The following is a 19,329-nucleotide window of genomic DNA, read 5'->3' on the forward strand; positions in this document are numbered from 1 at the left end:
GCCAATGCTTAAAAGTATAGTGAAGCAGACACAACTTCTTGTTAAAAAACGCTGTTATGACTAAGAGAATCGAACGTCACCAGAAGCCAAGAAGATTTTTAGTAGCGTTTACCAGTCACCTTTCGCTTCTCTTAGTCAGCATCACAACTTTTGCTGAATCAGGTGTAGCTGCTAGAGATTATGCCCCTAAAATTACCATACAAGCACAAATAGATTCATCAGTAGTTAATAGTTCTAATGCCGAGCAAATATTTCAGGAAGGAGAAGAATTGCTCAAGCTAGGAACAGCAACATCTTTTAGGCAAGCGATCGCTAAATTTGAAACCGCCTTAAAACTCTGGCAACAAACTGGAAATATCAAACAACAAGCCACCACACTTAACGAACTTGGTTTTATCTACAATGCTTTAGGCGATAAACAACAAGCTTTAATATTTTTCAACCAGTCCTTATCTCTGACAAAGCAAATCACAGATATAGCCGGTCAAGCAGTCACTCTCAATAACATTGGTGGCGTTTATGATGCCTTGGGAGACAAAAAAAAAGCATTGGATTGCTATAACCAGTCTTTATCTCTATCACAACAACTAGGAGATTTAATCTGGCAAGCAATCACCCTCAATAACATCGGTAATGTCTACAACGCCTTGGGAGAAAAACAGCAAGCACTGAAATATTATAATCAGTCCCTACCCATCTCCCGCAAAATGGGCGATAAAGCTCAAGAAGCAATCACTCTCAATAACATCGGCGGTGTTTACGATGCCTTGGGAGACAAACAGCAAGCTTTGACATACTACAGCAAATCTTTACCTTTATCACGACAAGTCGGAGATAAAAACGGGCAAGCAGTCACTCTCAATAACATTGGTGGAATCTATGATGCGTTAGGAGATAAACACCAAGCATTAATGTACTATAACCAATCTATGTCTTTAAGACGGCAAGTCGGCGATAAAACAGGCGAAGCCATCACTCTCAACAATATTGCTGGGATCTATGATGCGTTAGGAGACAAACAGCAAGCACTCAACCATTACAATCAGTCTTTGAACTTATCCAGAAAAGTCGGAGATAAAACTGGACAAGCAGTCACTCTCAATAATATTGGCCGTGTCTATGATTCTCTAGCAGACAAACAGCAAGCACTCAAATACTACAATCAGTCTTTGCCCTTAAGACGACAAGTCGGAGATAAAACAGGCGAAGCTACTACTCTCAATAACATTGGTGGAGTTTACGACGGGTTAGGAGATAAACAGCAGGCGCTGGAATTTTATAATCAATCCCTAGCTTTATCACAAAAAGTAGGGGATAGAGCCGGCGAAGCTACAACCCTGAACAACCTTGGCGGTATTTACTCTACTTTGGGAGATAAACAGCAAGCTTTAAAATACTACAATCTATCTCTACCCTTGAGGCGGCAAATTGGAGATAAAACAGGCGAAGCAGTTACCCTAAATAATATCGGCCGTGTCTACGATTTATTAGGAGACAAACAGCAGGCACTCAAATACTACAATCAATCAATGCCCTTGAGACGGCAAGTCGGGGATAGAACAGGCGAAGCTGTTACCCTGAATAACATCGGCCGTGTGTATGACTCATTAGGCGAAAAACAAGAAGCACTCAAATACTACAACCAATCTTTATTTTTATCACGGCAAGTCAGAGACAAAGCCGGAGAAGCAACAACCCTAAATAACATTGGCGGTGTCTACACTGTGCTTGGAGACACACAAAAAGCTTTAGCATACTACAATCAATCACTGCCCCTCAGACAGCAAATGAAAGATAAAGCCGGGGAGGCCATCACCCTCTATAACATTGCTTATTTAGAACGTAATAGAGGTAATTTCCAAGAATCCCTAGCTAAAGTTGAAGCAGCTATTAAAATTATTGAAAACCTACGGACTAAAATTACCAACGAACAACTACGTACATCTTATTTTGCTTCCCAACAAACCATTTACGAGTTTGCCAATGATTTATTAATGCAGTTGCATAAAAAATATCCCCAGCAAGGCTACGATGCGTTAGCATTACAAAACAGTGAAAAATATCGTTCTCGCAGTTTGTTGGAACTACTCACAGAAGCTAATGCTAATATTCGTCAAGGTGTGGAACCTAAATTACTAGAAACCGAACAAAACTTGCAACAACGATTGAATGCAACAGAGAAACTGCGTTTAGAACTTTACAACAGTGGTCAATACACACCAGAACAAGCCCAAGTCCTAGAAAACGAATTAACTTCACTTCTCAAAGAATATCAAGAAGTCCAAGCCAAAATTAGATTTACCAGTCCCAAATATGCGGCACTCACTCAACCCCAACCCCTTTCTCTCAAAGAAATTCAACAGCAAGTACTAGATGAAGAAACACTGTTATTAGAATACGCCTTGGGTGAAGAACGCAGCTATTTATGGGCAGTTAGTAAAAATAGTATTAGTAGTTATGAGTTACCTAAACGCGCAGAAATTGAAAAAGTCGTTAAGCAATTTAACTATTTATTGAAAATACGTTACTACAACCTGACAGCCAATATAAAAATCGATGCAAGTTCTGGTTTAGGTGCTTTTAGTAGTTACGAAGTACTAGAAAAACTCAATCAAATGTTGTTAGAACCAGTCGCAGCAAAAATCAAAAACAAGCGCCTGGTAATTGTTGGTGATGGTGCATTACAATATCTACCATTTTCTGCACTACCTCAACCCGGAACATCAGGTAAAAACATCAAACCTCTGTTAGAAAGCAACGAAGTTCTTTATATACCATCCGCTTCTACTCTAGCAGTCATCAGGCGCGAACACAAAGAACGCAAAATACCGCCTAAAACCTTAGCTGTGATTGCAGATGCTGTATTTAGCTATGATGATGAACGCCTGACTAGAATTATCCATAAACCCATACCCAAGCCAAACATTCCCTTCATCAACCCTAATTTCTCTTTTGAGCGTTTATCTTTCACTCGCCAAGAAGCCGAGGGAATTTTAGCTTTAGTCCCCAAATCTCTCACTCTGCAAGCATTAGACTTTGCAGCTAACCGAACTTTTGCCACTAGTTCTCAGCTGAGTGAATACCGCATTATTCATTTTGCCACCCACGGCATTTTAGATACCAAAAATCCGGCTTTATCTGGTGTAGTACTGTCACTATTTGACGAAAAAGGAAGGTTGCAAAATGGTTTTTTGCGATTGCAAGATATTTTTAATCTCAAACTACCAGCAGAATTAATTGTCCTCAGTGCTTGCGAAACTGGCTTAAGCCAACAAATCAAAGGCGAAGGATTAGTAGGATTAGCCAGAGGATTTATGTACGCTGGGAGTCCGCGTGTGTTAGTCAGTTTATGGAATGTTGATGATGAAGCGACATCCCAATTGATGAAAGCATTTTATACTAAAATTCTCAAACAAGAATTAACCCCGGCGGCGGCACTGCGAGAAGCTAGGTTAGAACTGTGGCGAGATGAAAATTATTCTGCACCTTATTATTGGGCTGGTTTTACCTTACAAGGTGAGTGGAAATAATAATATCGTGTCCGGTAAAAGAATATCATCAAGACCGCAGGGGGCAGAGTGAGAAAGAGTTTTGTCTTTCTGCACAGATGCTAAATCATCATTGATTTGCTGGACATGATCAGCTGTTAAACGTTTAATGATTTGCTAATTCTGATAGTTTATTAAGTACAGCTTGAGCATGACCTTTGGCTTTGACGTTTGGCCAAGCATAAGCAATGATTTTATCTGGGGAAATGAGGAAAGTGGAGCGCACAATTCCCATATATTCTTTACCCATAAACTTTTTTAATTGCCACGCACCATAGGAATCTGCTAGTTGATGTTCTGGGTCACTCAACAAGGTAATTGACAAGTTATGTTTGTTGATAAACTTGCAATGAGACTTAATCGAATCGGGACTTACGCCGATGATTTTAGCTTTCAATTTGCTAAATTCTGCATTTAATTGGGTAAAGTCTTGGGCTTCTGTGGTGCAACCAGGAGTGTCATCTTTAGGATAAAAATAAAGGACAATCCATTGACCATTAAAATCATCTAGACTTACTAAATGATCATTTTGGTCTGGTGTAGAAAAAGTGGGGGCAGGTTGTCCAGCTTGGGGAATGTTGCTCATGGTATGACTAAAAAATAGCGATCGCCTCAAAATTTTACCTAAATTTGGCGATCGCACTCACCCGAATTTCTCACGTATGGGTAGCGGGTGTGGTGAGTTTGGGGAGTGTGGGGAGTGTGGGAAGAGAGGGGGGAAAGATTTCTTCACCATCCTCCCACACCTCCCACACCTCCCACCCTTCCCACACCCCTGGATTTCTCTCTTGTGAGAAATCCAGGACTCAGCACTCAGCACTTTACTTACTCATAAAATCCAGCATAATTTTTTGGTGCATTGTCCCCAATGGTCGAACTTCGCCGGCTACAGCTGAGTAACAATTACCACGGCGAATGTCTTCGGCTGTTAACAGTCCCATGTCCCAGCCTTCATTGAGTACTAGTTGATTAATATCTACCAACAAAGGCGCTTGAAAAACATGGCGGATGACTTTTTCATCAGGGTAACAGCCAAATTCAGCGAATGTTGGCAAACGATAACCGATTTCTTCCAGAATTTCCCTTTGGACGGCGACGGCTGGTGTTTCACCGGGTTCGATGTGTCCGCCAAAAAAAGCCCAGCAACCGGCAGCCGGAATATTGGGGATATTGTCGCGCAGTTGCATGAGATACTTGTTGTCTTGGTAAAGAATAGCGATCGCTACTTCTGGTAATTGATTGGTCATAAAATTGACACTTAAAAATTACTCTTCTGTTATATATACTTCGCCAAAATCTTGCCCAGCGATAGGGATACTTTTGTAGCTAACTTTACCTTTTAATACGACTTGAGTGCCTTTTTGCAAATTGCTTTGATTAGTAATTACCCAAATTTTGCCAGTAGAATCATCAATTTGGTACGCCCACTGCTTCATCAGTGGTACTTGCTTTTCTACCTTACCTTGGATATACACAGTATCCGGTTTTTTGGGTTTGGCTTGAATGTCAGCAATTTGAGTCACATTGCTACCAAAGATAAAATTGCTACCTTTGATTTCTGGCAGTCTCCAAGCCGCACAACTAGAAAGCCCCGCCACTAGGACAAAATAGCAAAGTATACGGTAATAATTTGGCGATTTGTGCATCCGTCTCATAAGTAATGGGGAGTTGGGAGTAGAAAACTTTCCTTCTGTTTTACTATTACCTGTTGACTTTTAGCCCTTCCCTGTTCCCTGGTTGATGATTTTGGTGAAGGAGAAGTGAAAGGAGACAAGGGCGACAAGGAGACAAGGAGAAAATGATTGTAATTTCTCCTCTCTTCAACCCCCTGCACCCTGCACCCTTGCCCCCAGCCCCCTACACCCCATTCCCAACTCCCAACTCCCCACTCCCTCCCACTAAGATTTCATAGTTTTATCCGTCAGATTCGACAAGGGATCTGAGAAGATGAACAAGTATGGTCTTGTGGTAAAAGAGGTGCAACAACAATTAACAGCCAAAAACCTTTCAAACCGTTGACTCCGCTACAGACAATTTACATTTTGGATTTTAGAGGCGAATCTTCTGAGGATTCTCATGGAAACAACAACTGCCAAACTTCTTGATGGTAAAGCGTTAGCAGCAAAAATTCACCAGCAACTTAAAACCCAAATTCACCAATTACAAGCCAAAGTAGGCCGCCCTCCTGGTTTAGCCGTGTTGATGGTTGGTGATAACCCCGCATCAGCAGCTTATGTCCGCAATAAAGAAAAAGCCTGCGCTAAGGTGGGTATTGCTTCTTTTGGTAAGCATTTTCCTCAAGAAACTAGCCAACAAGAATTAGAGGCGGTGATTGCCGAACTCAACGAAGATCAACGAGTTGATGGAATTTTGGTACAGCTACCCTTACCTGACCATTTAGATGCAGTCTTCTTGTTACATCAAATACATCCCGATAAAGATGCGGATGGACTGCACCCAGTTAATTTAGGGCGATTGGTACGCGGTGAAAGTGGTTTACGTAGTTGCACTCCTGCGGGAGTCATGCACTTGCTGGCAGAATATAATATTCCTCTGCGGGGAAAAAATGCAGTGGTGATAGGGCGCAGTATTTTAGTAGGGAAGCCAATGGCTTTGATGCTACTAGAAGCGGATGCTACTGTTACCATTGCCCATTCGCGATCGCAAAATCTTGCCAGCATCACCAAGAATGCCGATATTATCATCGCCGCCGTTGGTCGTCCAGGACTCATTACCGCCGACATGGTAAAACAGGGTGCGATCGTGGTAGATGTGGGGATGAACCGCGTCACTGATGCCAATGGCAATAGTCGCTTAGTCGGCGATGTCGATTTGGAATCAATTGCAGGTGTGGCAGAATATTTCACCCCAGTTCCTGGTGGTGTCGGCCCTATGACCGTTGCCATATTATTGCAAAACACATTTACTAGCTATTTGCGGGCTACAAGCTAGTCAAAAGAAAAGTTATCAGTTATGAATTTTTAACTCCCGATTCATCCTGCATAACTTTTCAGCACCAAAGCCCCGTAAAATTGTGACGTATAAGACAAACAGCCAAAAGCCAAAAATTGAAGGAATTATAAGAATGGTAGCAGCTGATAACCTTCAGAAGATGCCAGAAACAGCAACCTTTAACCTTGCCGCTTATCTCAAAGAACGTCAAAAGCTTTGTGATACTGCTCTGGATAAATCTATGCCCGTCATATATCCAGAAACAATTTATGAATCAATGCGCTACTCTCTCCTAGCTGGAGGTAAGCGGGTACGTCCCATTCTCTGCCTTGCTACCTGTGAAATGATGGGCGGTACCATCGAAATGGCTATGCCTACAGCTTGTGCTGTAGAAATGATTCACACAATGTCATTAATTCACGATGACCTACCAGCAATGGACAATGATGATTATCGTCGTGGTAGATTGACGAATCACAAAGTCTATGGGGATGATATTGCCATTTTGGCTGGCGATGGCTTACTCGCCTTTGCTTTTGAACTGGTTGCCACTCAAACACCAGAAAATGTTCCTAGAGATAAAGTTTTGCAGGTAATTGCTCGCTTAGGCAGAGCTTTGGGCGCAGCAGGTTTAGTTGGTGGGCAAGTGGTAGATTTGGAGTCAGAAGGTAAATCTGATATTTCCCTCGAAACCCTCAACTTTATTCATAACCATAAAACTGCTGCCCTTTTGGAAGCTTGCGTCGTGTGTGGTGGTATCTTAGCCGGAGCCGCAGCAGACGACATACAAAGATTAACTCGCTACTCACAAAACATCGGTCTGGCATTCCAAATTATTGATGATATTTTGGATGTCACTGCCACTCAAGAACAATTAGGTAAAACTGCTGGTAAAGACCTTGTAGCCAAAAAAGTTACCTATCCTAGCCTGTGGGGAATTGAGGAATCACGCGCTAAAGCTCAACAACTAATTGAGTCAGCTTGTGCAGAATTAGAACCTTATGGTAGTCTGGCACAACCACTCAAAGCCATAGCCCACTTTATTGTGAATCGCAATAACTAGGACACAGCAATTGGATTTTAAATTTTGGAGCCGCTACCTTGTGGTGAATCAGCATTACTGGAAGTTAAGTCACTTCTCAGTGAATATTTTACAAAAGTTAGATTCATAGTCTTGACTAATAGGCTACTCCAAAAACCTCACACAATATTTGGAATTCGAGCAGTCAAAGCATAGATTAAAACTATGTTTATGGCTGAAACTCCTGAGAACACTGAGTTTATCCTCAGCAACGCCAGTTGCTACAACTTTGAAAACCAAAGCAACACACTGGCTCCTCAGCACTTTGCTATGGTTCCTTTTGAGATTTAGAATTTTGGGTTGCGTCTAAATTTTTACTTACAAAATAATTACGCTAATTTTAACTAACTGAACTAAAACACCATGCAGGACTTAGCCGATATATTAAACAACCGGGTGCTGCTGGTAGCCCTGGTAGCCTGTTTCATTGCTCAAGCTTTGAAACTGGTTATCGATGTCGTCAAAAATCAAAAACTGAATGTCCGTGTTTTAGTCACGACTGGCGGTATGCCTAGCGCCCATTCAGCTTTAGTGACAGCCTTAGCCGCAGGTATCGGACAAACTGTCGGTTGGGCATCCCCGGAGTTTGCCTTAGCTACAGTGTTTGCCATCATCGTGATGTACGATGCGGCTGGAGTCCGCCAAGCTGCTGGTAAACAAGCACGAATTCTGAATCAAATGATTGCGGAATTATTTGATGAAAAGCACGAGTTTAGCCAAGACCGACTCAAAGAGTTACTGGGACACACACCAGTACAAGTCATCGCTGGTTCAGCTTTGGGAGTCACAATTTACTGGTTAGCCAGGACAGCTTATTAGTTAAGGATCAAAGTCAATACTCACCTTGTCCCCCTTCTCTCCTTCTCTCCTAACACTACTGAACTTTGACGGCGGAACGCAGTAACACGACTTTGCGACTATCAACGAGGATGGCAAAAAAGCCGCGTTCGTTGAGTTTTTGTAGGGTGTTGTATGCTTGTTGTTGGTTGGTAGTGTGAGTTGCTAATAAATAAGGGCGTTGTCCGTAAGAGGCAAAACCAACATTACCACCCACAACTTGCTGGACGCTGTTCGCTAGCTCTGGACGGTTGTAGTAATCTACGAGTACGGCGTAGCCTTGTCCTAATGGTTGGGGGTTATAGCTAACTGTTGGTGTTGTTGCTGCTTGTTGAGCCACTTCGGCAGGCTTGGTTGTGATAATGGCAGATAAACCAACAATATTATTGATGTACCTAGCCCAACGATTTGCATCATCAATTTTGTTAAAACCACCAATTCGCGTGACTGTATCGGTGAGGTATTGACAGTTAGTAGTGGCAATTTCGTTGGGTAAAGCACTCCGCAATTGCCTTTGATACTCAGGCGTGGGTGTTATTACTAGTAATAAATATTCTCCAGGATTTGGCGGTTGGCAGACAGGCAGTTTTTGTTGCGCGTTAACAGAAATTGTAGTATTGATTAAACCTGCGATCGCAATTACCAATCCACCAGATATAACCTGAACTCTCTGCACGAAGTTGGGACGCATAAGCTGGATTTTTAAAAAAATTCTATTTTAGTAGTTTGTCAATAGTCAATGGTCATTTGTCTTTTGTCATTGGTCATTTGTAAATTAATCTTGTCTTACAGTCAGACAATCTAACATACTGTATAGCAGGTTACAGGTTAAAGGTTACAGATGACAGAGTTAAAAGTTTTTTGCTGTCTTTGATTTACTGATTTCCTAAACAACTTGGCTACTGCCATATCAAAACTAATGACTAATGACCAATGACTATTGACTCTTGCTTAAGAAACACTCGCAAGAGAAGCCAAAGGATCGGGAATTGTTACAGATGGTGCATTAAAATTACCAGTAACTACATACTCTAAGCGCAGTTTCAGCCAAGTGATAAACTGGGGATTCGTCGAAATAACCGCAGCTGCGGGTGTAGGACACTTAGCTTTAACTGCTGCCATTTCTGGCGCTTCTAAAAAGGCTGGTTGTTGTACTAACCAAAAGTCAATTTGCTTTTCATTTTCGTGATAATGGCGAGTGCGTTCTTTCAGCACTTCTTCTAAAGGTTCTTCGTGGACTAGAAAGCGTTGGCTGGCTAAAACGTAATAATATGTTTGCATTTTCATCCTTGGGTTACTAACGGTTTAAACAGGGTACAGAATTAACTCTGTACCCTATTTAACTAACTCTTCCGAAATCTTTGGAACCAAGAACTGAAGGGACAACGACTTCCTTTAGTTTCACTATTTGTTTGTTTACCACCAGCTGTCAGTTTTTCTAAAAACAGGGTGTTGTCAAAATAGTGTTCTACGGAAATAATCTTTAAATCATCGGTGACACGAGCTATACTCGTCCCGACAATTTCAACTGTCTCTCCAGTGGGCGCATAACCTTTGTATTCGCCTCTAAAATGTCCCCAGTGTCGCCACTTGAATGCTACATTTGGTGGCCCTGAGTACACTTCCAGCACTTCCCAAGGAAAACCTTGGGGAAATGTTGTGTGGAAGATTTTAGCTGATGATTCAAAGCTTTCTTCGGAAGCTTTGTAATGTTCAGAATCAGCCATGAATAAATTGTAAGTACCTTGGTTGCCTAGTTCTGCGGCGGTATATTCAGGGCCACCATTGGTACTAACGTGAAACTTGTCACTCACAACCGATAACCACTGCTGGGGGTTAGATTTGAATGATACCTCCATCTCGAAGGTTCTTACCAAGTTCTGCACGATCGCCTCTAACGATCCTTCAACATGATTACATAAACTTTCTTTGGCAAGATTTTCTTTTGAACGAGAATAATCAGGAGGTGTTTGATAACGCCACTCCGCATCAGTGCTGGCGGCGATAACTTTATCCCTATCCTGTACCCAAAGCGGTAAGTCTTGAGATTGTGTTGAGGTCATAAAAGTCTAAATTGAAAATTTAACCAACAAAGCTGAAGGTTGAAGGATAAAGGCTGAAAATACTTATTTCACACTTCACACTTCATACTTTTTTCTGGATTTCGCAGTTACAACCCCTCTAGTATCAGTTATCAGTTGTCAGTGACCAGTTATCAATAACAAACTGATAACTGTTAACTGTTAACTGTTCACTGATTTCCTTGTATGGCTTGTTTCATCTCCCGGACTGCTCTTTCTATCCCGACTAGGGCTGCCCGACTGATGATAGTATGACCGATGTTGAGTTCTTCCATTCCGGGTAGGGCGGCGACTGGATGAACGTTCCAGTACGTGAGTCCATGACCAGCATTTACCCGCAGTCCGGCTTTAATTGCTTGCTCGCACCCTGTAGCCAAAATCGCTAGTTCTTTGTGTCGGCTGGTTTCATCATGGGCTTCAGCATACTGGCCAGTGTGCAGTTCAATAAATTTTGCCTGCACCTTGACAGATGCTTCAATTTGTGCAGGTTCAGCATCGATAAACAAACTGACAGGAATGCCAGCACTCTGCAATTTATCGACAATCTCTCCTATTCTAGCAATTTGTCCAACAATATCGAGTCCGCCTTCGGTGGTGACTTCTTCGCGCTTTTCTGGAACTAGAGTGACATAATCTGGTTTAATGTCAAGTGCGATCGCCAGCATTTCTTCAGTAGCAGCCATCTCCAAATTAAGATGTGTTCTCACTGTTTGCCGCAGTAAACGCACATCTCGGTCTTGAATATGCCGCCTGTCTTCCCGCAAATGTACTGTAATTCCATCTGCACCCCCTAACTCTGCCAGCACAGCCGCCGCCACAGGGTCTGGTTCCACTGTCCGCCGCGCTTGTCGGATGGTGGCGATATGGTCAATGTTAACTCCAAGTGTAGGCAACCCTAGTCTCCCGATTCACAGTCCTCCGAACTTGATTTTAGCGGAAATCGGAGTTGTAAAGTGAGGCAGTGATGCGGAGGGCAGAGGAGAAATTACAATAATTTCCCCTTTTCCACCTTGTCTCCCTTGTCCTTTTGCCCTATCGGAAAAATTCTTCAAAAATCATTCTATAAGTATAAAAATATACGTTATTATACATTCGGCACGATAAAGGCGATCGCCTCATGGGGTACTAAGGGGGGTAATTCTACTTGTGTATACACTGTAGGGAGAAAAAATCCTCATTCACGAGTATTCAAGCTTGATTAATGCAGAAAAAATCCTCATTCATCTGGTTCAGACATTCATTCACAAGCTAAAATACTTGTCTACACAAATCTTGCACCTAGCCCCGACGAATGGAATTCACACGCCAGATGCTTCATGACTGCTGTTAGCGCAGCGTTAGCGACGCAGAAGCGTCACCCACCCTAAGAGTAGTCCGCGTAGGCGGACTAACAGAAAATTAAGGGTTTTGTCTGTGTGCAAGATGAACCGAGACTTCAGCCGCTTGGTGCAAGATGTGAATCTACCAATTTCTGCCCTGTTACCTTTCTCGCAGCTATGTCCAATTTCTTTCGCGCCAATGTTGATGCAATGGCTAGTTACGTTCCTGGTGAACAGCCGAAACGCGGTAGCCAAGTAATTAAACTCAACAGTAACGAAAATCCCTACCCTCCCTCACCAACTGCTTTAGCTGCACTACAAAATATTGATGGTGAGTGGTTGCGGCGTTACCCAGAACCTTTTGGCGACCAGTTTCGCCACGCTGCTAGTCAGGTTTTAGGAGTGCCGAGTGATTGGATTATTGTTGGTAATGGCAGTGATGAGATTTTAAATGTCTTAATACGAGCCTGTACAGAACCAGGACGGAAGGTAGTTTATCCGACACCGACTTATGTCTTGTATCGTACACTCACAGAGATGCAGGCGGCAGATGTTGTGGAAATTCCGTACGGTGAAGACTATAAGTTACCTGCTGCGGAATTAATTGCTGTGGATGGGGCTGTGACATTTATTGCTTCACCTAACAGTCCCTCTGGTCATGTTGTTCCTAGCGCAGACTTAGAAAAACTCGCCAGTCAGTTATCTGGAGTGTTAGTCATTGATGAAGCTTACGTAGATTTTGCGGAAGTTGATGCTTTAGATTTGGTCAAGAGATATGAGAATGTGATAATTATCCGCACCTTATCTAAAGGGTACTCGTTAGCGGGTTTGCGCTTGGGCTTTGGGATTGCTCAACCCAAGATATTGCAGGGATTATTTAAAGTTAAGGATAGTTATAACATTGATGCGATCGCCTGTACAGTTGCCACAGCAGCCATCACCGACCAAGCTTATAAAAATGCTTGCGTAGCCAAAATCAAAGCATCACGCACCCAACTCACCAGAGAATTTCAACAATTAGGCTTCCAGGTTTGGGAGTCGCACACCAATTTTTTACTTGTCCAGCCACCCCAAGGAAACGCCGTATATCTCTATCAAAAACTCAAAGAACAACAAATTCTCGTCCGCTACTTTCCCCATCCTGGACTGTTAGATAAACTCCGCATCACCATTGGTACAAATGAGCAAAATCAAATATTAGTCAATGCCATTAAGGCATTACTTTCAAAAACAATTTAGATATAACTGTAGTCGCATAGGATATCTTGAAAGCATGAATCACAGGACTAGTAAGATTTTACTTCCTGCCTCCTGCCTCCTGCCTCCTGCGATAAGATAAATTGCTGAAACTCAGTTCGATATATGAGTGAATGGTATAAAGAAGACCTCGCCTTTATCCATGATGATGGTTTTCGGGATTATGCGCTCAAATCAGCCCCCGGTATTTTAGAAATTTTACGGCAAAACAACATTAACTCAGGTTTAGTCGTAGACTTGGGTTGCGGGAGTGGGTTATGGGCAAATGAGCTGGTCAAGTCTAATTATCGGGTATTGGGAGTTGATATTTCAGAATCAATGATTGCGATCGCTCAAAAAAGAGTACCCCAGGCCAAATTTTATGTTGGTTCAGTCTTTAAAATTGCCATTCCCCCATGTCATGTTGTTACTTCCATTAGTGAATGTTTAAGTTACTTGTTTGATGCTGACAACAACCGCCAGACTTTAATTCAGCTTTTTCAGCGCATATATCAAGCTTTAGTTCCTGGTGGGGTTTTGATTTTTGATATTGTAGAAGCGGGACAAATTGCCGTCGGGAATAAGGCGAAAAATTTTACGGAAGGACAAGACTGGGTTGTTTTAGTTGAGAAAGAAGAAGTGCGATCGCAAAATATTTTAACCCGCCGCATCATCACTTTTCGCCAAGTCGGACAATACTACAGACGCGATGAAGAAATCCATCATGTCCAGTTATACCGAGCCACACAAATAGCCACAGACTTACGCAAGATTGGCTTTCGTGTCCAAACAACTCGCAATTATGGTAATTTCTATTTACCAAAAGGAAACGTGGCATTTATAGCACGTAAACCCTTTCCTGATTAAAGATAATTTTCCCATGACTTACAAATTTGTTGACACCCTCACAGAAAAGCAAATTCATCAATTAGTCGAGTTATATCAAAAAGAATTTTGGAGTCAGCAACGGACACATTCAAATGTTGTCAAAATGCTTAAAAATTCCAATATTATTGTAGGATTAATAGATAATGATGAACAATTAATTGGATTTACACGAGTTCTCACTGATTTTGTTTATCGAGCCACCATTTACGATGTCATCATTAAACCAGCCTACAGAAACCAAGGACTTGGTGCCAAGTTAATGGATGCAATTGTCCATCATCCCCAATTACATCAAGTCGAACAAATTGCACTTTACTGTTTGCCAGAAATGATGCCATTTTATCAACGTTGGGGTTTCACAACAGAAGTTGGTAATCTAAACTTAATGTATCGATATCACCACTCACATCAGGATAAATGACATGATTATTAATCCAGATAATGTTCCTAGCCGCACAACTTCAATTTATCCAGAAAAATTCCGACATCGCGTTGCTGGTAGAGTCAAAAAAGCATTAGGAAATGCCGCCGGATTAAAAAATTATGGCGTAAATTTAGTCACCCTAGCCCCAGGAAGTAGTTCTTCCTTAAGACATTGGCATACTCGGCAAGATGAGTTTATTTATATTATTGAAGGTGAAGTAACACTAGTCACCAACGAAGGAAAACAAATTCTCACACCAGGAATGATGGCAGGTTTTCCCGCAGGCGAAGAAGATGGACATCAGCTAGTAAATCGCTCTGAGAACATCGTAGTTTATTTAGAAGTTGGTGATAGAACACCTGATGATGAAGCTTACTATCCAGAGGATGATTTAATTGCTAAAAATGGTGTGAATGGTGAGCGAATTTTTACCACAAAAGATGGAACTTTGTATAAAAGTTAATAATGTAGCCATCTTATTTGATATGTAAACAAAGGAGACAAGGAAGAGAGACATTTATAAATTATCAGAAAACTCTCATGGCTTATAGTGATTTCAGCTTAACTAAGTTTAAAAAAGACTTCAATATTCATATTGATGAACAAAATGATTTGTTTTTTCATATTGAACCTAGCCAAATCAGCGAGCAACTAACAACTACCCTAGCTGAAACAACAGAGTTAGCATTAGCAATTAATACAGAAAAAGCTCGCTCGGAAATGATTATCACACCAATATTATTAGAAGTCAGACGCAGTGCTAATTATCAGATAAGCTTGTTTTCGGGAACAGATTTTAATGTTGATGCTGAAAAGGGTTTGAATGGTTATTGTGATTTTGTCATCAGCCGTTCCAAAGAACAGTTAACCATTAATGCACCTGTGGTCATTATTGTTGAAGCTAAGAATGAAAATATTAAAGGTGGATTAGGTCAATGTATGGCAGCAATGTTAGCAGCACAGATATTTAATGAACGGGAAGATAATAATATTAAAACGATTTATGGTGCAGTCACCACAGGAGATATTTGGAAATTTCTAAAGCTAGAAGGTAATAATTTATTGGTTGATTTAAATAACTATTATATTAAAGAGTTAAATAAAATTTTAGGGATTTTAATTCAAGGTGTTCAAGGTTAAAAGCAAGCGATCGCCTCGCTAGTGATTCTCCACCTATTATGTGATCAACATCACACAAAAACCAGATATAAATCATTGAGACTTAAGTAAGTCTAACATAGCCTTTGGGGTAATCATAATCTATACTTACTGTAAGTATAAGTTTCGATTATCTTGTGGATGTGGGGGAGAGGGTCATGCTAGAAAAACTCTTACTTGCAACTCTTTTAACTTTAGTTTTACGCTTAATTGCAGAGATAGGCTGGTCAGTTCCCAGTAATACAAGTCAAAAAGTAGATTTTTATCAGCCTGGAGATTTTGCTGTTATGCAAATTAATTAACTCATCTAGGCATCTACTGAGGGCAAATTGGTCAAACTCTTCATATCATAGGCTGAAGTATAAATTTATAGCCTAATTGTGAGTTTGAGCAGTAAATATTGCCACACCCAAGTATGAAAAGCCCAATTTTAGCCACAATTATATTTGTCGCCGCCATCAGTGCTGCTTCAACTGCCCAAGCAGCCAATCCCGAACATTTGACACAGTTATTAGCCACCAAACAATGTCAAAACTGTGATTTGACTGGTGCAGGTTTAGTTTTAACTGATTTATCTGGGGCAAATTTGAGTGGTGCAAATCTCACTGGTGCAAATCTCAGCCGCGCTAATTTAGCTGGTGCTGATTTACGTGGTGCAAATTTAGCTGGTGCAGGCTTGTTTGGTGCGAACTTAACAGAGGCGAAATTCAATGGGGCGAATCTTGCTGGTGCAGATTTAAGAAACTCTTATTTAGGGAATGCGGAATTTACTAAGGCTTACCTCCAGGGAACTAATTTTCAAGGTGCTATTGGTATCCCATTACAAATTGCTACCCCAGAAGAGTTTTATGCTTGGGGAATAGCAGAAGGGCAGAAAGGCAATCATCCGCAAGCAATTAGTTACTTTAGTCAAGCGATCGCCGCTAAACCAGAATACGCAGGTGCTTACTTGGCAAGGGGTATCGCTAAATACCAAATGTTTGACCGCCAAGGTGCTTTCGCTGATGCCCAAATTGCCGAAAAGCTCTTTGCTACCCAACAAAATGGCGATGGAACCCAAACAGCCCAAGCGTTTATCAAAGAATTGCAAACGCCTTATAAAGAAAATGTGACTACAGGTAAAGCAAGTTTCTTTGATTTTGTTGGTAGTGTTGGCTCAATTCTGCTTCAGTTCTTACCCTTTTAATCGATCAACTAATAACCAATTACCAGAGAAATTGAGCCTTCCCCACACAGTAATCAATTGTTCATTTACAGTAATTTGTAGCTGTTCGTTTATTTGCGATCGCAAAGTTACTAGTTTCCACGTCTGACCTTGATACGCTGATGGTTCAGTCACTAGCAGTTGATAGTTCTGCTGATCTATACGTTGGAAAATACCTGTCAAACAGTCACAATTTTGGGTTGATACTTCCTCAAGCAAAGATATTTTAGGGCAATTACCGCTTACAGGATAATCTTCGGGATGATCTAAATAATCTAGTTGCGTCGATAACCATTGTGAATGATTGGGAGAAAAATCTAAATTGAATAAAGGTGCGATCGCCGCAGGTGCTTGTTTATCCTGTAATAATGCTTCCTGTAAAGCCCTAATTGGTAAATCTCGCGGCTGTACACTCAACTCGACGCACATAGCAGCCGCCATACCAGCAGCTTGACCGATACCCATCACTACAGGTTGTAATCTTGTTGCACCATTAGCTATGTGCGATACAGAAATATTTTTTTCACACACTAATAAACCGTCTGTAGTCGCCGGAACTAGACAACGGTAAGGGATAGTAAACGGCGTTCCCGTCCAGCGTCCGCCCCAACGAATTGATTTTGGTTGTAGTGGTAAATCAAACCCTGGATAATGATGGTCGTTAGCATAGTTACCAATTGCAACTGCATCTGTAAATAAAGATGCAACTTTACCCCCAGCCACAGGTAAAATATCTTGTTCTCGAATTGTTGTGAGTCCTACTAAACGGCGACTTTCACGGTAATAGGGATGTAGCGCAAAAGCTGTGTCATTCCCAGGGAAAACCTTGTCAGCCAAACCATAGCGGCGACCTAACTGATTTTGGATGAAATGAGCGAAATTTTGACTATGCCAGCGACATTCCTGGAGAAAGTCAGCTTTATATGCTTCTGACTCTACCAAACGCCCGACACCTTCAGCATAATCATTACCTTTGATCGGCCAGTTAATCATAAAGCGATCGCCCGGCAAGCGTCCATAATTTAAAAACTTCTCAGCACCATAGTTTTCCCAAGCCCCCGCAAACATCGCCGCATTATAATTAGGCGCAACCGGAATTTCTGGTGCAACAGCATCACCAAAGTCTTGCATCACTACTACCCAAGTTGGTGACTGCACAGGATATTTCTCTGTTAGGGCATTATAACTAACTGGGGCGCTGGGTTCTCCCCATTCACTTTGCAACTCCCAACCCCAAAGGTAAGGAACTTCCGCCAACGCCAATAAATCACCCAATTCTGTACCATCAAGAATCACCTTGGCATGAACAGTAAAATCAGCAAACCGCACCCCAGTAACACAATTTCCCTCTTGTAAAACCTCTAGTGGGACTTGTCCAGCCATCCATTGCAGATTTGCCAACTCCTTTACCCAATCAGCAAAAATCGCCGCCCCCACAGCAGGATCATAACTAAAAAAACTCACCCAACTATTATCTAATCCTCCAGCTTGGCGATGTCTTAGTTCTCGTAAAAACGCCCCCCATAACCCAGTTTGCCAAGCAATTAATTCATTCCCATCGGGTGCAGAAACTCCGGCTGAAGTTAGCATTCCCCCCAACCAAGCAAACTCACTCACCAAAAGCGTTTTAACACCCCTTCTCGCTGCTTGAATCGCCGCCGCCGTTCCACCAGTTCCCCCGCCTACAACTAAGATATCTGTTGTATATATTTGATGAGTCATAGTTTATATTTGGATGTTGTTATAATTATTTTTTGCTACAAAGGGTAAAAGAGCAAGAAAATAAATCCTAAACAACATCAATATAAGTAAAAATATTGTTAATTTATTTCTAATTTTCTAACCAGTTTTCTAACTGTAAATTAGGAATATTAATAAAATCTTTGATGTTATTAGTTACAAGAATATCATCACGAGAACGAGCAACAGCAGCAATCAAAGCATCTACTTCGCCTGTAGGCTTCCCAATTGTTTTGAGTTCGCTTTGAATTTTACCAAATTCACAAGCTGCCTCTATGTCGAACGGTTCTATTATTAATAATTCCAGAAACTGCTGCAAAGTTTCTTGATTCTTGGTTAATTTTTGAGAATAATAAACACCTTTATAAAGTTCTGCAACTATAATTGTGGATAGATAACATTGACTAAAGTAGAGATTAAATTTCCTCACGGCTTGGGTATCTGCTTTGAGCAAAGCAATGCAAATGTTAGTGTCTAACAGATACATTAGCCGTTATCCTGATTATCAATTGAGTCTAGGCTTCTACCTTGGTAGGTATGACGTTGCTGGTCAATTTCTGCAAATATTTCTGTTAAGTCTGGTTGATTTTTCCAAGCCCCAAATAGTTTATTTAATTTAGCTAATTTCTCTTCTGCTGTTAACTCTAATTTCGGTTCAGCTATCGGCTTTTCAACATTTTGCAATTGATGTAAGCGTTTTTGCTTCCACTCGCGCAGTGCTTCACGAATTACCTCACTGCTACTAGCATATTCCCCTGAATCTACAGCATTACGAACCAAAGCTGCCATTTCTGGGGTCAGAGCTACACTGATTTTTTCGACGTTAGGCATAACGATACGTTCTTTTTGCTCTATAGTAGC

Annotated in this window: 21 protein-coding genes; 11 read left to right on the plus strand and 10 right to left on the minus strand. The window is 41.4% G+C overall.

Going from position 1 to position 19,329, the window contains the following annotated elements; translation table 11 throughout:
- Positions 1–56 precede the first annotated feature (56 nt).
- Positions 57–3,530 carry a CHAT domain-containing tetratricopeptide repeat protein gene (locus tag H6G74_RS09245; RefSeq protein WP_190967382.1) on the plus strand — a complete coding sequence of 1,158 codons (3,474 nt, stop codon included), beginning with the start codon at positions 57–59 and terminating at the stop codon, positions 3,528–3,530.
- Between the two features lie 124 nt (positions 3,531–3,654).
- On the opposite strand, the gene bcp is transcribed toward H6G74_RS09245, so the two are convergent.
- The 3 genes from bcp to H6G74_RS09260 form a co-directional block, all read right to left on the minus strand.
- Positions 3,655–4,134 carry a thioredoxin-dependent thiol peroxidase gene (gene bcp, locus H6G74_RS09250; protein ID WP_190967460.1) on the minus strand — a complete coding sequence of 160 codons (480 nt, stop codon included), beginning with the start codon at positions 4,132–4,134 and terminating at the stop codon, positions 3,655–3,657.
- A gap of 235 nt (positions 4,135–4,369) precedes the next feature.
- Positions 4,370–4,795 (minus strand): NUDIX hydrolase, encoded by a 426-nt coding sequence (locus H6G74_RS09255; RefSeq protein ID WP_190967383.1) that lies wholly within the window; start codon positions 4,793–4,795, stop codon positions 4,370–4,372.
- Between the two features lie 18 nt (positions 4,796–4,813).
- Positions 4,814–5,194 (minus strand): hypothetical protein, encoded by a 381-nt coding sequence (locus H6G74_RS09260; protein ID WP_190967384.1) that lies wholly within the window; start codon positions 5,192–5,194, stop codon positions 4,814–4,816.
- A gap of 430 nt (positions 5,195–5,624) precedes the next feature.
- Between H6G74_RS09260 and folD the strand changes: the two genes are divergently transcribed.
- The 3 genes from folD (at position 5,625) to H6G74_RS09275 (ending at position 8,400) form a co-directional block, all read left to right on the plus strand.
- Positions 5,625–6,500: a bifunctional methylenetetrahydrofolate dehydrogenase/methenyltetrahydrofolate cyclohydrolase FolD gene (gene folD / locus H6G74_RS09265; RefSeq protein WP_190967385.1), complete on the plus strand. Its 876-nt coding sequence runs from the start codon at positions 5,625–5,627 to the stop codon at positions 6,498–6,500.
- 133 nt (positions 6,501–6,633) lie between these two features.
- Positions 6,634–7,563 (plus strand): geranylgeranyl diphosphate synthase CrtE, encoded by a 930-nt coding sequence (gene crtE / locus H6G74_RS09270; protein ID WP_190967386.1) that lies wholly within the window; start codon positions 6,634–6,636, stop codon positions 7,561–7,563.
- 381 nt (positions 7,564–7,944) lie between these two features.
- Positions 7,945–8,400 carry a divergent PAP2 family protein gene (locus H6G74_RS09275; protein WP_190967387.1) on the plus strand — a complete coding sequence of 152 codons (456 nt, stop codon included), beginning with the start codon at positions 7,945–7,947 and terminating at the stop codon, positions 8,398–8,400.
- 55 nt (positions 8,401–8,455) lie between these two features.
- On the opposite strand, the gene H6G74_RS09280 is transcribed toward H6G74_RS09275, so the two are convergent.
- From H6G74_RS09280 to H6G74_RS09295, 4 genes are all read right to left on the minus strand, one after another.
- Entirely contained in the window at positions 8,456–9,109 is a 654-nt protein-coding gene (locus tag H6G74_RS09280) for a hypothetical protein (protein ID WP_190967388.1), read from the minus strand.
- 260 nt (positions 9,110–9,369) lie between these two features.
- The gene (locus tag H6G74_RS09285; RefSeq protein ID WP_190967389.1) at positions 9,370–9,699 is read right to left on the minus strand and encodes an MgPME-cyclase complex family protein; all 330 of its coding nucleotides are present in this window, start codon (positions 9,697–9,699) and stop codon (positions 9,370–9,372) included.
- A gap of 62 nt (positions 9,700–9,761) precedes the next feature.
- Complete coding sequence (locus tag H6G74_RS09290) at positions 9,762–10,481, minus strand: ester cyclase (RefSeq protein ID WP_190967390.1); 720 nt, start codon at positions 10,479–10,481, stop codon at positions 9,762–9,764.
- Positions 10,482–10,669: 188 nt separating this feature from the next.
- Positions 10,670–11,392, minus strand: a complete 723-nt coding sequence (locus H6G74_RS09295; RefSeq protein WP_190690908.1) for a pyridoxine 5'-phosphate synthase — start codon at positions 11,390–11,392, stop codon at positions 10,670–10,672.
- Positions 11,393–11,995: 603 nt separating this feature from the next.
- Between H6G74_RS09295 and hisC the strand changes: the two genes are divergently transcribed.
- From hisC to H6G74_RS09330, 7 genes are all read left to right on the plus strand, one after another.
- The gene (hisC, locus tag H6G74_RS09300) at positions 11,996–13,057 is read left to right on the plus strand and encodes a histidinol-phosphate transaminase (protein ID WP_190967461.1); all 1,062 of its coding nucleotides are present in this window, start codon (positions 11,996–11,998) and stop codon (positions 13,055–13,057) included.
- Between the two features lie 123 nt (positions 13,058–13,180).
- The gene (locus H6G74_RS09305; protein ID WP_190967391.1) at positions 13,181–13,921 is read left to right on the plus strand and encodes a class I SAM-dependent methyltransferase; all 741 of its coding nucleotides are present in this window, start codon (positions 13,181–13,183) and stop codon (positions 13,919–13,921) included.
- Between the two features lie 13 nt (positions 13,922–13,934).
- Positions 13,935–14,363 (plus strand): GNAT family N-acetyltransferase, encoded by a 429-nt coding sequence (locus tag H6G74_RS09310; RefSeq protein WP_190967392.1) that lies wholly within the window; start codon positions 13,935–13,937, stop codon positions 14,361–14,363.
- A 1-nt stretch (position 14,364) separates the two neighbouring features.
- Positions 14,365–14,829, plus strand: a complete 465-nt coding sequence (locus H6G74_RS09315; RefSeq protein ID WP_190967393.1) for a cupin domain-containing protein — start codon at positions 14,365–14,367, stop codon at positions 14,827–14,829.
- A 77-nt stretch (positions 14,830–14,906) separates the two neighbouring features.
- The gene (locus H6G74_RS09320; protein WP_190967394.1) at positions 14,907–15,506 is read left to right on the plus strand and encodes a hypothetical protein; all 600 of its coding nucleotides are present in this window, start codon (positions 14,907–14,909) and stop codon (positions 15,504–15,506) included.
- 176 nt (positions 15,507–15,682) lie between these two features.
- Positions 15,683–15,826: a hypothetical protein gene (locus H6G74_RS09325; protein WP_190967395.1), complete on the plus strand. Its 144-nt coding sequence runs from the start codon at positions 15,683–15,685 to the stop codon at positions 15,824–15,826.
- 113 nt (positions 15,827–15,939) lie between these two features.
- The gene (locus tag H6G74_RS09330) at positions 15,940–16,710 is read left to right on the plus strand and encodes a pentapeptide repeat-containing protein (protein ID WP_190967396.1); all 771 of its coding nucleotides are present in this window, start codon (positions 15,940–15,942) and stop codon (positions 16,708–16,710) included.
- Here H6G74_RS09330 and H6G74_RS09335 read toward each other — a convergent pair.
- The 3 genes from H6G74_RS09335 to H6G74_RS09345 all read right to left on the minus strand — a co-directional run bounded on the left by H6G74_RS09335 (position 16,699) and on the right by H6G74_RS09345 (position 19,299).
- Positions 16,699–18,450: an FAD-dependent oxidoreductase gene (locus H6G74_RS09335; RefSeq protein WP_190967397.1), complete on the minus strand. Its 1,752-nt coding sequence runs from the start codon at positions 18,448–18,450 to the stop codon at positions 16,699–16,701. The two genes, H6G74_RS09330 and H6G74_RS09335, sit on opposite strands and share 12 nt — an antisense overlap.
- A gap of 109 nt (positions 18,451–18,559) precedes the next feature.
- Complete coding sequence (locus H6G74_RS09340; protein WP_190967398.1) at positions 18,560–18,955, minus strand: type II toxin-antitoxin system VapC family toxin; 396 nt, start codon at positions 18,953–18,955, stop codon at positions 18,560–18,562.
- A complete protein-coding gene (locus H6G74_RS09345) occupies positions 18,955–19,299 on the minus strand; it encodes a ribbon-helix-helix domain-containing protein (RefSeq protein ID WP_190967399.1) in 345 nt (114 codons plus the stop codon). The genes H6G74_RS09340 and H6G74_RS09345 overlap by 1 nt, the downstream gene beginning before the upstream one ends.
- Between the last annotated feature and the right edge of the window lie 30 nt (positions 19,300–19,329).

Source organism: Nostoc spongiaeforme FACHB-130 (assembly GCF_014698475.1).
GTDB classification, from domain to species: Bacteria; Cyanobacteriota; Cyanobacteriia; order Cyanobacteriales; family Nostocaceae; genus Nostoc_B; species Nostoc_B spongiaeforme.

Excerpts from the sequence above, each read along its gene's own strand:
- H6G74_RS09285 (WP_190967389.1), bottom strand. The coding sequence starts at position 9,699 with ATGCAAACATATTATTACGTTTTAGCCAGCCAACGCTTTCTAGTCCAC.
- H6G74_RS09345 (WP_190967399.1), bottom strand. The coding sequence starts at position 19,299 with ATGCCTAACGTCGAAAAAATCAGTGTAGCTCTGACCCCAGAAATGGCA.
- H6G74_RS09255 (WP_190967383.1), bottom strand. The coding sequence starts at position 4,795 with ATGACCAATCAATTACCAGAAGTAGCGATCGCTATTCTTTACCAAGAC.
- folD (WP_190967385.1), top strand. The coding sequence starts at position 5,625 with ATGGAAACAACAACTGCCAAACTTCTTGATGGTAAAGCGTTAGCAGCA.
- bcp (WP_190967460.1), bottom strand. The coding sequence starts at position 4,134 with ATGAGCAACATTCCCCAAGCTGGACAACCTGCCCCCACTTTTTCTACA.
- H6G74_RS09260 (WP_190967384.1), bottom strand. The coding sequence starts at position 5,194 with ATGCACAAATCGCCAAATTATTACCGTATACTTTGCTATTTTGTCCTA.
- H6G74_RS09315 (WP_190967393.1), top strand. The coding sequence starts at position 14,365 with ATGATTATTAATCCAGATAATGTTCCTAGCCGCACAACTTCAATTTAT.
- H6G74_RS09275 (WP_190967387.1), top strand. The coding sequence starts at position 7,945 with ATGCAGGACTTAGCCGATATATTAAACAACCGGGTGCTGCTGGTAGCC.
- hisC (WP_190967461.1), top strand. The coding sequence starts at position 11,996 with ATGTCCAATTTCTTTCGCGCCAATGTTGATGCAATGGCTAGTTACGTT.
- H6G74_RS09340 (WP_190967398.1), bottom strand. The coding sequence starts at position 18,955 with ATGTATCTGTTAGACACTAACATTTGCATTGCTTTGCTCAAAGCAGAT.
- H6G74_RS09310 (WP_190967392.1), top strand. The coding sequence starts at position 13,935 with ATGACTTACAAATTTGTTGACACCCTCACAGAAAAGCAAATTCATCAA.
- H6G74_RS09245 (WP_190967382.1), top strand. The coding sequence starts at position 57 with ATGACTAAGAGAATCGAACGTCACCAGAAGCCAAGAAGATTTTTAGTA.
- H6G74_RS09335 (WP_190967397.1), bottom strand. The coding sequence starts at position 18,450 with ATGACTCATCAAATATATACAACAGATATCTTAGTTGTAGGCGGGGGA.
- H6G74_RS09320 (WP_190967394.1), top strand. The coding sequence starts at position 14,907 with ATGGCTTATAGTGATTTCAGCTTAACTAAGTTTAAAAAAGACTTCAAT.
- H6G74_RS09280 (WP_190967388.1), bottom strand. The coding sequence starts at position 9,109 with ATGCGTCCCAACTTCGTGCAGAGAGTTCAGGTTATATCTGGTGGATTG.
- H6G74_RS09325 (WP_190967395.1), top strand. The coding sequence starts at position 15,683 with ATGCTAGAAAAACTCTTACTTGCAACTCTTTTAACTTTAGTTTTACGC.
- H6G74_RS09290 (WP_190967390.1), bottom strand. The coding sequence starts at position 10,481 with ATGACCTCAACACAATCTCAAGACTTACCGCTTTGGGTACAGGATAGG.
- H6G74_RS09305 (WP_190967391.1), top strand. The coding sequence starts at position 13,181 with ATGAGTGAATGGTATAAAGAAGACCTCGCCTTTATCCATGATGATGGT.
- crtE (WP_190967386.1), top strand. The coding sequence starts at position 6,634 with ATGGTAGCAGCTGATAACCTTCAGAAGATGCCAGAAACAGCAACCTTT.
- H6G74_RS09330 (WP_190967396.1), top strand. The coding sequence starts at position 15,940 with ATGAAAAGCCCAATTTTAGCCACAATTATATTTGTCGCCGCCATCAGT.